This window comes from Pseudomonas sp. R2-7-07 (genome assembly GCF_003852355.1).
In the GTDB taxonomy this organism is placed as follows: domain Bacteria; phylum Pseudomonadota; class Gammaproteobacteria; order Pseudomonadales; family Pseudomonadaceae; genus Aquipseudomonas.
Window position 1 is genome coordinate 3,779,795 of sequence record NZ_CP027759.1, and the last position, 12,125, is coordinate 3,791,919.

A 12,125-nucleotide genomic window follows, 5' to 3' on the forward strand; every position below is an offset into this window, starting at 1 on the left:
CTGAGTACCCATGCATTGAGCGGTGAAAACGCCTTTTTTGCACGCTGCTACGTCAAATCTGAGCCCTGAACCTTCTGCGCAAAACACAGATTTCAATCTCAGACGCGTACTTTTCTGCCATGGAAACCGAAGCCGACTTTTTCAACAGAATCGGCCAAATGCGGCCATTGCGCCTATCTAGTAAACCAGGGACGATTCACCTTTATTTCAAGCCTGGTCAAACGCTCGTTCTTCTCACTTATTGCTTGACTCATTCTGATTGGTCAGGCCTGTTAACGCCGCGTCTTCCGCCATTAATAAGGAAATTATGAAGCCTCTTTACCTGTGTTCAGTTCTGCTGCTTGCAGGCTGCGCCCCAGCGCCGAAATACCTTGTGCCTGCGGGGGCGCCCCAGGCGATGATCCGCAGCGAACTGGTCTCTATGGAAAATTATCGAAACGGCGTGACTCTGGTCCAGGCGCCTGCCATCGGCTGCAAATACGGCAGAACCGTGGCGACTGAGTCGGGAATGGGGAAGCAGCTGGTTTCCGTTTATAAGAATGTCTCGACGCCGGAGGGTTTTTTTCCGATTGAAGCCGGCAAACCGCTGCACTTGGAAATGCGCGGCGTGGCCAATGCCAATCGCTCGTGCAGCGTAGCGTTTGTCAGCGAATTTGCGCCGGGCGCACGCTATGTGATCAAGGGAGGGATTGTCGACGTCCCGGGCTCGCTGAGCCGGTGTTACATCGACATATTCAATGTCGATTCGGGCGTACGCTTGCCCACCGCCGGTGAGCCGAAAATAGAACGTACTTGTGCGTTGGACCGGTTACCGACGCTGTAGCGTAAAAACGGGGCCAGGCTACCATCGTAAAAGCGGGGGTTATATTTGACCTGTGGTCTGATCCCGGTTTTACGTTGTATGCCGGTCATTGTATGTCGCGAGAGGCTGCTTTCGGCCAGAAGCAGCCACTTAACGCATCTCGATAATTCCCATCCGACCGTACATCATCACGCTCACTTTGATTCCTTCGCGGTGCAGAACATGCCGCCCGCATATAAGTCTTTGAAATGGAAGTCATCTCATGTTCGAACGCAACAAACTGGTTCCGGAAATTATGGTCACCAACCTCGAAAGCAGCCTCGCTTTCTGGGTTTCTTGCCTTGGGTTCACAGTAGCCTATCAGCGCCCGGAAGATGGATTCGCCTACCTTGATTTGAATGGTGCTCAAGTAATGCTTGAGCAGGTTGATTCGCAGGCAGGCCAATGGCTGACTGCGCCGTTGACCAAGCCGTTTGGAAGAGGAATCAACCTACAGATTGATGTTGATGCCGTTGCCCCCATCTTGCGAAAACTTGATCAGGCTGGATTTCCACTCTTTCGAGAATGCAAGGACACCTGGTATCGGGCTGACAATGTAGAAGTAGGCCAGCGCGAATTCATCGTCCAGGATCCCGACGGTTATCTCATCAGGTTGGTAGAGCGGCTGGGTGAGAGACCGGCTTGCTCAATCTGCGTTTGAATCTGAACCACGCCGACCATCAGCGATCGGCCAATTACAGACGTTTAGAGCATCTAGCCCTGAAACGGCTTTACACCTATTTCACCTAACCACCGGCGCATGCTCGGCCATCAACTCTATCACCCAGTCGATAAACACCCGCACCTTGGCGCTGACATGCCGATTCGGCGGGAATGCCAGGTACATCGGCATCGGCGCCATGTGCCAGTCCTCGAACAGCGGCAGCAACTCGCCGCTGGCCAGGTGCGGTTTGGCCATGTACTGCGGTAGCCAAAGCATGCCCAGGCCCGCCAGGCCGGCGGCGAGGTACGCATTGCCGTCGTCGACCGTCAGTTGCGGGCGCCCCTGGATCTCGATGCGTTCCTCACCACGCTGCATCGCGTAGGGCAAGGATTTGCCTGTGCGAAACCAGAGGAAGCCAACGGTACTGTGCCTGCCCTCCTCCAGCTCACGGGGGTGGGCTGGCGTACCGAAGCGTTGCAGATAGCCGGGCGCGGCATAAATGCCGATGTGCAGATCGCCCACATGCCTTGCCATCAGCGACTGATCGATGATTTCGCCGCCGCGCACCACGCAGTCGACGTTTTCGCCAATGATGTCGACAATCCGATCGCTCACGCCCAGGGTCAGTTGGATTTCCGGGTAGCGTGCAAAGAACCCCGGCAATGCGGGTATCAGCAGCATTCGCGCAAACGGGCTGGGCACATCCACCCGCAGGCGCCCGCGTGGTGTCATCGACGCGCTGGACAGGCTGGTCTCGGCGTCGTCCATATCGACCAGTAGCCGGATGACGCGCTCGTAGTAGACCGCGCCATCGGCGGTGACGTTGACCTTGCGTGTGGTGCGGTTGAGCAAGCGCACGCGCAGCCTCGCTTCCAGTTGCTGAACGAGCTGCGTCACGGTGGTCTTGCTCATGTGCAGGGTGGCTGCCGCCTTGGTGAAGCTGCCGGTTTCCACCACTCGGGCAAAGGCCTGCATTGCATCGAAACGGTCCATTTCACGCCTCACTGGGGTCTGGATAGTTTGGATTCTACAAACAGTCATGACCAGCGTTGCGCGTTTATTCAGGTCGCCCGTCTTTTTACACTGGCTCCATCGTAAACAGCGGGCCACGTCGGCCCCGAAGGAGAGATGCAATGACCAGCAAACGTGATGTGGTTTTCCCGCCTGACCGCCATGCACTGTACGAACTCCACCGCTACTCACCGGCGATTCGCTCCAACGGATTTCTGTTCGTATCCGGTCAGGTCGGCAGCCGCAAGGATGGCTCGGCCGAGCCGGACCTCGCGACACAGGTTCGCCTGGCCTTCGCCAACCTCAACGCGATCCTGACCGAGGCCGGCAGTAGTTTCGCGGATGTGGTCGACACGACCATCTTCATGGTCGACCCCGAGTCGACATTCGAAACTATCTGGGAAGTGGTGGCCGAGTACTGGGGCGAAGCGCCCTATCCGACGGCGACCGCTATTGGTGTGACCTGGTTGTCCGGGTTCGACTTCGAGATCAAGGTGATTGCCAAATTACCCCAATAAACTCGGCTCAGCCGTCCTCCGACTGTCAAAGGGGCCATCTTGTTTTTCTGGGAGGATGCTAAGGATTGCAGGCGGCGCTAGTTTTCTAGTGCCTGTGTGCGCCGTATAGTGGAAATATTTTTTCGGTCAAAGGAATGGCGATGAATCCGTTAACCTGCCTGTTCGTCGGTGTAATCGGCGCCCGTGAAATTGTAAAAGTCATCTCGCATTGCGCGCAAAGGAAAACGCCATGCGTGCAGAAATGATTCTTGCCGGAATCGGCACCACGTTGGCGCTGCTGTCTGCATCGCCAGCCCAGCCTGCGCCCCTGCCGCTGGAAACTGTCAACCAGGGTGTTATCTCGGTGCGGGTACAAGGCTCGGGGACAGATATCATCCTGATTCCAGGATTTGCCTCGTCCTGCGACGTATGGGCTGATTTGGCCTCCAGACTACGACAGAGCCATCGGCTCCACCTTGTACAAGTAGCTGGCTTTGCCGGCTCGCCTGCCGTGTCCGACCCAGAAGGGAAAGTAGTCGCGCCGACGGTCGAGGCAATCGCTGAATACATACGCAGCCAGCGCCTCGAAGCGCCGATCATCATCGGTCATTCGTTGGGTGGTGAGGTGGCACTGATGCTGGGTGCTCGTCATCCCGATCAAGTGGGACGCCTGATGATTGTCGATGCGATGCCTTTTTATACATTGCTGTTCGATCCCTTCGCGACCCGTGAAACGGCGACCCCGCAGGCGGCTGCGATGCGCGACGCAATGTTGACCGCAACCCCTGAACAGGCGCAAGCCCTGCAGCATGCCTCCATCGCCCGTCTCGCCAAAACTGAAGCGGTCAGGCCAGCCTTGGTCGCAGCGGGGATAAACTCGGACCGAGAGACTATGGCCAATGCCATGTATGAGCTGATGGTCACTGACCTGCGCCCTGAGCTTGGACGCATCAAGATGCCTGTCGAGGTCGTCTATGCCTATGACCCGCTTTACGGCATAGAGGCGTCCCACGTTGATGCCATGTTCCGTAACGCCTACGTCTCGACCCCAAATATCAGCTTCAGGCGTATCGACGGTAGTTTTCACTTCATCATGCTGGATCAGCCAGAACTGTTCGCCGACGCTGTCAGCAAGTTCCTGAATCCGTGAACGGCGGCGGAACTGCTAGAGTGATGAATTGCCCTGATGATCGGTAAATGGTACGGCGAAGCGACCACCCTCGACGGTAAACGTACGCAGCAACTGAGTGAACGTCGCGCCGATGGCACTTTCAACGTGAATTTCCGCGTGACCGACAAATCCGGCCAATGGTTTGAGCAAAAGGAATTCGGCCTATGGGGAGTGTCCGGCAAGATCTACTTCACTATCACTGCTTTAAGAGCAGTCCGTTACGAACGTGCACGATGTAACCCTGACCACCCGCCATTACGATCACATGAAAAGTTGATTCCACTTCCAACACGCAGTTGAAGCGGCAGGACCCGGTGAGCCAGCAAATCGAGATCATTTTTTTGGGACGTACCCTGGGCTGTGACTTTCGGGCTCACCGGGATCAGTCTCCGGCAGATCATCACGACGCACCCACTCCCCCAGATTGAACGCCTGATAAAGCTGGAAGCAGGCTGCATGAGCGTCCTTATCGGCAAAGAAGTGAATCAGGGCCGTCCACACGGCCCCCCCCAAACCCATTCAGCGATAAACCGGATAACGCCGGCACAGTGCGACAACCTGTTCGCGCACGTGGTGGCCGACCTTGTCACTGTCGCCATATTCCAGGGCGTCGAGTACGTCGCACAACCACCCTGCCACTTGCTCGCAGGCCTCGACACCGAAGCCCCGCGTCGTCACCGCCGGGCTGCCGATGCGCAAGCCGGAGGTCACGAAGGGTGAGCGTGGGTCATTCGGCACCGAGTTTTTATTCGCGGTGATGTAGGCGCTGTTCAATGCCGCATCGGCGTCCTTGCCGGTGTAGGGCTTGTCGGACAGATCGATCAGCATCATGTGGTTGTCGGTTCCGCCCGAGACGATCTTGTAGCCGCGCTTTTGCAGCACCGCCGCCATGGCGCGGGCGTTGGTCACCACTTGGGTCTGGTAGACGCGGAACTCGGGCGTCAGCGCTTCCTTGAACGCCACGGCCTTGGCTGCAATCTGGTGCATAAGCGGGCCGCCCTGCACGCCGGGAAACACTGCCGAATCGAGTTTCTTGTAGAAGGCTTCGTCCTGGCCCTTCGACAGAATCAAACCGCCCCGTGGGCCGCGCAGGGTTTTGTGCGTGGTGCTGGTGACCACATGCGCATGGGGCAGCGGGTCCGGGTATTCGCCGGCGGCGACCAACCCGGCGACGTGGGCCATGTCGACCCAGAATATGGCGCCGACCTTGTCGGCGATGGTGCGCATGCGTGCCCAGTCCTTGTAACGCGAGTACGCCGAGAAGCCGCCGATCAACATTTTCGGGCGCGTCTGCAGGGCAATTCGTTCCATCTCGTCGTAGTCGAGAAAACCAGTTTTCGGGTCCAGCCCGTAGGGCACGATCTTGTAATGCCGGCCCGAAAAGTTCGCCGGGTTACCGTGGGTCAGGTGGCCGCCCTGGGCCAGGTTCATGCCCATCACCGTGTCACCGGGGTTGATCAACGCGAGGAACACCGCCGCGTTGGCCTGCGCACCCGCGTGAGGCTGCACGTTGGCGTAGTCGCAGTTGAACAGGGTCTTGACCCGCTCAATCGCCAGGCGCTCGGCCACATCGATGTATTCACAACCACTGTAGTAGCGCTTGCCGGGATAGCCCTCGGCGTACTTGTTGGTGAGTACCGTGCTCTGGGTCTGCATGACCAGCGGGCTGGCGTAGTTCTCCGACGCGATCAGCTCAATGTGGTCTTCCTGGCGATGCGCTTCGTTATGAATCGCCTCACGCAGTTCAGGGTCGAAAGCATCCAGGGTGAGCGTTGAGTCGTACATGGTGGGGGCGTCCTCGGTTAACAAATTCAAACAGCGGGCGACAGCAGGCGAATGACACGTGCGGCGATCTCGTCGATCTGTGTGTCATCGCAGATCAGTGCGGGCAACAGGCGCACGGTGGTGCCACGGGTGACGGTGATCAGCAGGCGTTGTTCTTCACGGGCGCGGTCGACCAGCTCGCCGCACGGGCGGTTGAGTTCGACGCCGACCATCAAGCCGATACCACGAATGGCCACCACCTCGGGATGGTTGCCCAGCGCCAGCTTGAGCGCGGCCAGCAGGCGTCGGCCGCTGGCGGCGGCGCGTTGTGGCAGGTGCTCACGCTGCATGATGTCCAGCACCGTGCACCCCACGCGGCAGGCCAGCGGGTTACCGCCAAACGTGGACGCGTGGTGACCGGGGGAAAACAGCTCGGCGGCCTTGCCCCGCGCCAGGCATGCGCCTATCGGGTAGCCGTTGCCAAGTGCCTTGGCCAGGGTGATGACATCCGGCTCGATGCCCGCGTGTTGAAAGCCAAACCAGGCGCCGGTGCGGCCCATGCCGGTTTGCACTTCATCCATCATCATCAGCCAGTCGTGTTCATCGCACAGGGCGCGCAACCTTTGCAGGTAGCCCGCGAACGCCGCGTGCACCCCGCCCTCGCCCTGCACCGGTTCGACCAGCACTGCAACGATGTTGGGTGACTGCGCCGCAACCGCCCGAATCGCCTCGATATCGTTGTACGGCACACGCACAAAGCCGCGCATCAACGGTTCGAAACCGACGTGCACCGCCGGGTTGCCGGTGGCCGCCAGCGTGGCGAGGGTGCGCCCGTGGAAGCTGTTGTCCATCACCAGCACCTGCGGCTGGGCCACGCCTCGGGCATGGCCGTGCAGCCGCGCCAGTTTCAGCGCGGCTTCATTGGCCTCTGCGCCGGAGTTGCAGAAAAACGCGCGCTCCATGCCGGACAACAGGCACAACCGCTCGCCCAGTTGCTCCTGCCACGGGATGCGAAACATGTTGGTGGTGTGCAGCAACTGCGTGGCCTGCTCGGCGATGACGGCGGCAATTTCCGGGTTGGCGTGCCCCAGGCTCGTCACGGCCACGCCGGCGATGGCATCCAGGTATTCAACGCCATCGGTGTCCCACAGGCGGGCGCCCAGGCCTCGGCTGAACGAGACCGGCTGACGGGACGAGGTGTGCATCAGGTAAGCGGGTGCTGCGGACATTGCAGGCCTCCTATAGAGATCAATCAACGTTAAGGGGCGAGCGCCGGCAACTCGTCGTCGTTGCGCGGTCTAGCGTCGGCCGTGGGCCAGTAATAGGCATCGGGCATGGCCCGGGCACCGAAGATGGCTTGACCGACGCGTACCACGGTTGCACCCTCTTCAATGGCAATTTCAAAGTCGCCCGACATTCCCATCGACAACTGCTGCAGCGACACGCCCTCGGGCACATGCGCGAGCAAGCGGTCGCGCAATTCACGCAAGCGCACGAAGCAGGGGCGCACCCGCGCCACGTCGGCGCAAAATAGCGCCAGGGTCATCAGCCCGCGAACCCGCAGCGCTGGGAATGCCGGCAGCGCCGCGATGAACGCCGCCACATCCTCGGGAGCCAGGCCATACTTGCTGGCTTCGCCCGAGGTGTTGACCTGCACGAACACATCCATCTGCCGACCTTCGAGCTGCAGGCGATGGTCCAGCACTTCGGCCACGCGCAGGCTGTCGAGCGCCTGGAATTCACTGGCAAAACGCGCAACCTGCTTGGCCTTGTTGGTTTGCAGGTGGCCGATGACCGACCATTGCAGGCCGTGCAGGTCGCTCATGGCTTGCGCCTTGAGCTGGGCCTCCTGCACCTTGTTTTCACCGAGCAGGCGGCAACCGGCGGCATAGGCCAGGCGCAGATGGGCTTCGTCGAAGGTCTTGCTGACCGGCAGCAACCGCACGGTGGCCGGGTCACGCCCGACGCGGTGGCAAGCATCGATGATGCGTTGCTGCACAGCGGCGAGGTTGCGACGAAAGTCCTCGACGCTGACCGCCTGCGGATAGCGACCATGATCGGCGTGGAGCGTGGTGAGGTGTTCGCCTTGCCCATTCATCAGTGGGTCGCTCCCTTAGTGGTCACCGCAGCAGTTTTTTCACGACGTGGCAGTTGTCCATTGAGTACCGCATACGCCGCGAGGCCGATGAGCAAGCCCCAGAAGGCGCCGCCAATGCCAAGCAAGGTGATGTTGGCGGCGCACGCCAGAAAGGTGATCAGCGAGGCTTCACGGGATTTGACGTCCGCCATGGCATTGGCCAGGCTGCCGCCGATGGTGCCGAGCAGCGCCAGCCCGGCCAGGGTGGTAATGAACGTCGCCGGAAAGGTCATGAACACCGCCGCCAGGGTTACGCCAAAAATCCCCACCAGGATGTAGAACACCCCTGCCGCTACCCCGGCGATCCAGCGTTTGGAAGGGTCTTCGGACGCTTCCTTGCCGGTGCAGATCGCCGCCGTGATTGCCGCGATATTGAACGCATGGGAGCCGAATGGCGCCATCAGCAGCGAACCCAGCCCGGTCACGCTGAGAATCGGGTTGGCGCTGGTCTTGAAGCCGTCATTGCGCAGCACCAGCATGCCCGGCATGTATTGCCCCGTGAGGGTAATCAAAAAAAGCGGCAACGCCACGCTCAGCAACGCATTGAGCGAGAACTCGGGCCGCGTGAATACCGGTGTGGCGAACTCCAGCGCCAGTCCGGAAAAATCCACTCGCCCCTGCATCAGCAAAAAGCCTAGCCCCAGCACCAGAATGCCGACCACCGCGTAGCGTGCGCTCAAGCGTTTGAACACGATGTAGGCGCCGATCAGCAGCCCCACCAACAGCGGGTCGACCGTCATGCTCGCGAATGCACCGATGCCGAACTGCAAGAGAATGCCGCCCAGCAGGCCCGCCGCAACGCCGGGCGGGATCAGGCGCACAGCCCTTTCAAAATAGCCGGAAACCCCCAGCAGCACGAACGCCGCCGCTGAAATCAAATACGCACCAATCGCCTCGGCGTAGGGCGTGGTCGCCAGGGCAACGATCAAGAACGCCGCCGCCGGGGTCGACCAGGCGGTGATAATCGGCTCGCGGCTCACCCAACTGAGGAACAACCCGGTCACACCGACGCCAATCGACACCGACCAGACCCACGACGCCGTCAGCTCAGGGCTGAGGCCGGCAACCTTGGCGGCCTGGAACACTAGAATGAAGGTGCCGCCGTAATTGACGATCACCGAAATCAGCCCGGCAACCACCGGGTGCAGCACATCCCGCAGACGCAGGGACGACTGGGATTGAGTAGAGGGCATAAGTCTTGGCTCCTTGCTGGACAATGGATCAGGCCGTGGCCAGGCGGTCATTTATAGCCGTTGAATGGTGGGGTTTGCCCCTACGCTTGTGCGCAGCAGACCAGACCACTTTTTCGCGCAGGGGCGCTTACCCATGTGCGCGTGCGAAGTCAGCCATAAAGTCAGTCAGCGCCTCGACTGCGGTTAACGAGACGGCGTTGTAGAGGCTGGCGCGCAGGCCGCCGACACTGGCGTGGCCTTTCAAGCCGTTGAGGCCGGCGTCTTCGGCGCGGCGCAAGAAGGTCTTCTCCAGCGTCGAATCCGCCAGCACGAACGGCACGTTGTTGATCGAGCGGTACGCCGGCTGCACCCGATTGCGGTAGAACCCGCCGCTCTCGTCGATGGCGCGATAGAGCCGGTGCGCCTTGGCCTGGTTACGCTCATGCAAGGCCGGCAGGCCGCCGTTGTGCTTGATCCACTTGAGCGTCAGGCCGGTGAGGTACCAGGGAAACGTCGCTGGGGTATTGAGCATCGACTGCGCATCACTGATGTGGGCGTAGTTGAGAATGTCCGGAGTGAAGGCATGGGAGCGCTCCAGTAATGCGGGGTCGACGATGACCACCGTCAACCCGGCCACCCCCATGTTTTTCTGCGCGGCGGCATACACCAGGTCATGCCGGGCGACGTCCATCGGCTTGGACAAAAGGCTTGAACAGGCATCACACACCAGCGGCGCGGCGCTATCGGGCGGGGCGATGAATTGCACGCCGTGGACCGTCTCATTCTCGGTGTAATGCAGGTAGGCGGCGTCAGGATTGAGGTGCCAGCTCGCTGCGTCAGGCACGCGGTCGAAGCCGGTTGCGCGGGCACTGGCCGCGATTCGCACATCGCAATAACGCCGCGCCGCTTCAATCGCCTTGCCCGACCAGAGGCCGGTGTGCAGGTAGTCCGCCGTGCCTTTGTCGCCCAACAGGTTCATCGGCACCTGGGCGAACTGCAGCGAGGCGCCGCCTTGCAAAAACAACACTTTGTATGCGTCCGGCACGCCGAGAATGTTGCGCAGGTCCTGCTCCGCCTGGCGGGCAACGTCCATGAACACGCGGGAGCGATGGCTGATCTCCATCACCGACATACCGGTGCCGGCAAAATCAAAAAATTCTTCGTGTGCCTGGGTGAGCACTTCCAGCGGCACCGCCGTGGGGCCGGCGCTGAAGTTGTGGGATCTGGCCATCGTCGCGTAACTCCTGTTCAAGAACACTCGCATCGTGCAGGCTCGCCACGCGCCGGGGCCGGGCTGGCGAGGGCTGGATTCTACGGATAGACTGGCCTGCCATTACAGGCCAATTCCAAAGGATGGAGCAGACCGCATGGCAAAAACCTTCGAGCTCGAAACCCTGAAAATGCGCCTCAACGACGTGGAGTTTCAGCTGCTGGACTTGCACCAGCGCATCCAACGGGCGTTGCGCGCACTGATCCTCGACGGCGCCCTCGGCCCCGGCCTGAAACTGCCGGCCACACGGGTATTGGCAAAGTCACTGGGGTGCGCCCGCGACACCGTCGAGAACGCCTACGTGCAGTTGCATCGGGACGGGTTTATCGTACGCCGCGAGGGTGCCGGCAGTTACGTCTGCGACACGGTCGGCGTCGAATTGCGCGGCGCCACACGCCGGCGCATCAAGGCCCAGGAAGTGCGCAGCAACGCCGCCGCGCCCGGCGTCGAGCTGAGCCAGCGAGGGCGGATGATCTTCGAAACGGGCGGCGTCAGCGACCAGCAAGTCATCAAGGCCTTCGCCACCGGTTTGCCGGAAACCCGCAGTTTCCCCACGGATGTCTGGGAACGCCTGCAGCGCCAGGTGATGAAGGACTATCGCGCCAACGTGCTCTTGCACGGCGACCCGCAAGGCGCCGAGCCGCTGCGCAAGGCGATTGCCACCTACCTGAACCTAGAGCGCGGGGCCAAGTGTTCACCCGATCAGGTGCTGGTGCTGAGCAGCACGCGCCAGGCCTTGTACCTCTGCGCGCAGTTGCTGGTGGATGCCGGCAAGCCGATCCTGCTGGAAAACCCTGGCTATTACGGCGCACGCAAAGCCTTCGAGATCGCTGAAGCCAAGGTGCTGCCCATCGATGTCGATGAACGCGGCATCCGCACCGACCTGCTGTACGCCGACCGCAGCGGCGCCAACTGCGTGTACGTCACACCGTCGCACCAATACCCCACCGGCGTGACGCTGCCGCTGGAACGGCGCCTTGAGTTGATCAACTGGGCGGCGGAAAAAGGCAAGTGGCTGATCGAGGACGACTACGACAGCGAGTTCCATTACGACGGACAACCCACCGCCTGCGTGCAGGGTCTGGACAAGTATCAGCGCACGCTCTACATCGGCACGTTCAGCAAGACGCTCTACCCCGGCTTGCGCATGGGCTACATGGTGCTGCCCCACGAACTGGTCAAGCCCTTTGCCTACGCGCGCAGCATGATGGACGGGCATACGCCGCAAGTGCTGCAACTGACCCTGGCGCGGTTTATGGAAGACGGCCATTACAACGCCCACGTGCGGGCCATGCGCAAGCTCTATGCCGGGCGCCGCTCGATCATGCATGACGCCATTGGCAAGTACCTGGGCGAGGTCGTCACCGCCCAGTTGCCGCCGGGCGGGTTGCAGATTCCCTGTCTGCTGAAAGCGGGCTGGAGCGAAGAAAAAACCATCCGCCAGGCGGCCACCGCCGGCGTGCAATTGTCCGGACTCAGCAAGCTGTACGCAGGCGAACCGCAGCAATACGGCTGGCTGCTGGGCTACTCGTCGTTGACCGCGTATGAAATCGAAGCCGCCATGCTGCGCCTGGCCAATGCGCTGAAAATCTAGAGGC

The 12,125-nt window shown here is 60.8% G+C and carries 12 protein-coding genes; 6 read left to right on the plus strand and 6 right to left on the minus strand.

The window, feature by feature from the left end; translation table 11 throughout:
* The first annotated feature begins 397 nt into the window (after window positions 1-397).
* Window positions 398-823, plus strand: a complete 426-nt coding sequence (locus C4J86_RS17305; protein WP_256681358.1) for a hypothetical protein — start codon at window positions 398-400, stop codon at window positions 821-823.
* Between the two features lie 241 nt (window positions 824-1,064).
* Entirely contained in the window at window positions 1,065-1,502 is a 438-nt protein-coding gene (locus C4J86_RS17310; protein ID WP_124371287.1) for a VOC family protein, read from the plus strand.
* Window positions 1,503-1,583: 81 nt separating this feature from the next.
* Here the strand turns inward: C4J86_RS17310 and C4J86_RS17315 are convergent, their stop codons facing one another.
* Window positions 1,584-2,498 (minus strand): LysR family transcriptional regulator, encoded by a 915-nt coding sequence (locus C4J86_RS17315; protein ID WP_124371288.1) that lies wholly within the window; start codon window positions 2,496-2,498, stop codon window positions 1,584-1,586.
* 140 nt (window positions 2,499-2,638) lie between these two features.
* Here C4J86_RS17315 and C4J86_RS17320 point away from each other — a divergent pair, with 140 nt between their 5' ends.
* The 3 genes from C4J86_RS17320 (at window position 2,639) to C4J86_RS17330 (ending at window position 4,484) form a co-directional block, all read left to right on the plus strand.
* Window positions 2,639-3,034, plus strand: a complete 396-nt coding sequence (locus C4J86_RS17320) for a RidA family protein (RefSeq protein ID WP_124371289.1) — start codon at window positions 2,639-2,641, stop codon at window positions 3,032-3,034.
* A gap of 229 nt (window positions 3,035-3,263) precedes the next feature.
* Entirely contained in the window at window positions 3,264-4,163 is a 900-nt protein-coding gene (locus C4J86_RS17325; RefSeq protein WP_124371290.1) for an alpha/beta fold hydrolase, read from the plus strand.
* Between the two features lie 36 nt (window positions 4,164-4,199).
* Window positions 4,200-4,484 carry a hypothetical protein gene (locus C4J86_RS17330; protein WP_256681359.1) on the plus strand — a complete coding sequence of 95 codons (285 nt, stop codon included), beginning with the start codon at window positions 4,200-4,202 and terminating at the stop codon, window positions 4,482-4,484.
* Window positions 4,485-4,703: 219 nt separating this feature from the next.
* On the opposite strand, the gene glyA is transcribed toward C4J86_RS17330, so the two are convergent.
* The 5 genes from glyA to serC all read right to left on the minus strand — a co-directional run bounded on the left by glyA (window position 4,704) and on the right by serC (window position 10,488).
* Window positions 4,704-5,969: a serine hydroxymethyltransferase gene (gene glyA, locus C4J86_RS17335; protein WP_124371291.1), complete on the minus strand. Its 1,266-nt coding sequence runs from the start codon at window positions 5,967-5,969 to the stop codon at window positions 4,704-4,706.
* A 26-nt stretch (window positions 5,970-5,995) separates the two neighbouring features.
* Window positions 5,996-7,177, minus strand: a complete 1,182-nt coding sequence (locus C4J86_RS17340; RefSeq protein ID WP_124371292.1) for an aspartate aminotransferase family protein — start codon at window positions 7,175-7,177, stop codon at window positions 5,996-5,998.
* A gap of 29 nt (window positions 7,178-7,206) precedes the next feature.
* Window positions 7,207-8,046: a YggS family pyridoxal phosphate-dependent enzyme gene (locus C4J86_RS17345; RefSeq protein ID WP_124371293.1), complete on the minus strand. Its 840-nt coding sequence runs from the start codon at window positions 8,044-8,046 to the stop codon at window positions 7,207-7,209.
* Window positions 8,046-9,278, minus strand: a complete 1,233-nt coding sequence (locus C4J86_RS17350; protein ID WP_124371294.1) for a benzoate/H(+) symporter BenE family transporter — start codon at window positions 9,276-9,278, stop codon at window positions 8,046-8,048. Before C4J86_RS17350 ends, C4J86_RS17345 begins: the two co-directional genes overlap by 1 nt.
* A gap of 127 nt (window positions 9,279-9,405) precedes the next feature.
* Entirely contained in the window at window positions 9,406-10,488 is a 1,083-nt protein-coding gene (gene serC, locus C4J86_RS17355) for a 3-phosphoserine/phosphohydroxythreonine transaminase (RefSeq protein WP_124371295.1), read from the minus strand.
* Window positions 10,489-10,624: 136 nt separating this feature from the next.
* On the opposite strand from serC, the gene C4J86_RS17360 reads away from it, so the two are divergent.
* A complete protein-coding gene (locus C4J86_RS17360; RefSeq protein ID WP_124371296.1) occupies window positions 10,625-12,121 on the plus strand; it encodes a PLP-dependent aminotransferase family protein in 1,497 nt (498 codons plus the stop codon).
* Window positions 12,122-12,125 lie beyond the last annotated feature (4 nt).

Excerpts from the sequence above, each read along its gene's own strand:
- C4J86_RS17305 (WP_256681358.1), top strand. The coding sequence starts at position 398 with ATGATCCGCAGCGAACTGGTCTCTATGGAAAATTATCGAAACGGCGTG.
- C4J86_RS17310 (WP_124371287.1), top strand. The coding sequence starts at position 1,065 with ATGTTCGAACGCAACAAACTGGTTCCGGAAATTATGGTCACCAACCTC.
- C4J86_RS17315 (WP_124371288.1), bottom strand. The coding sequence starts at position 2,498 with ATGGACCGTTTCGATGCAATGCAGGCCTTTGCCCGAGTGGTGGAAACC.
- C4J86_RS17320 (WP_124371289.1), top strand. The coding sequence starts at position 2,639 with ATGACCAGCAAACGTGATGTGGTTTTCCCGCCTGACCGCCATGCACTG.
- C4J86_RS17325 (WP_124371290.1), top strand. The coding sequence starts at position 3,264 with ATGCGTGCAGAAATGATTCTTGCCGGAATCGGCACCACGTTGGCGCTG.
- C4J86_RS17330 (WP_256681359.1), top strand. The coding sequence starts at position 4,200 with ATGATCGGTAAATGGTACGGCGAAGCGACCACCCTCGACGGTAAACGT.
- glyA (WP_124371291.1), bottom strand. The coding sequence starts at position 5,969 with ATGTACGACTCAACGCTCACCCTGGATGCTTTCGACCCTGAACTGCGT.
- C4J86_RS17340 (WP_124371292.1), bottom strand. The coding sequence starts at position 7,177 with ATGTCCGCAGCACCCGCTTACCTGATGCACACCTCGTCCCGTCAGCCG.
- C4J86_RS17345 (WP_124371293.1), bottom strand. The coding sequence starts at position 8,046 with ATGAATGGGCAAGGCGAACACCTCACCACGCTCCACGCCGATCATGGT.
- C4J86_RS17350 (WP_124371294.1), bottom strand. The coding sequence starts at position 9,278 with ATGCCCTCTACTCAATCCCAGTCGTCCCTGCGTCTGCGGGATGTGCTG.
- serC (WP_124371295.1), bottom strand. The coding sequence starts at position 10,488 with ATGGCCAGATCCCACAACTTCAGCGCCGGCCCCACGGCGGTGCCGCTG.
- C4J86_RS17360 (WP_124371296.1), top strand. The coding sequence starts at position 10,625 with ATGGCAAAAACCTTCGAGCTCGAAACCCTGAAAATGCGCCTCAACGAC.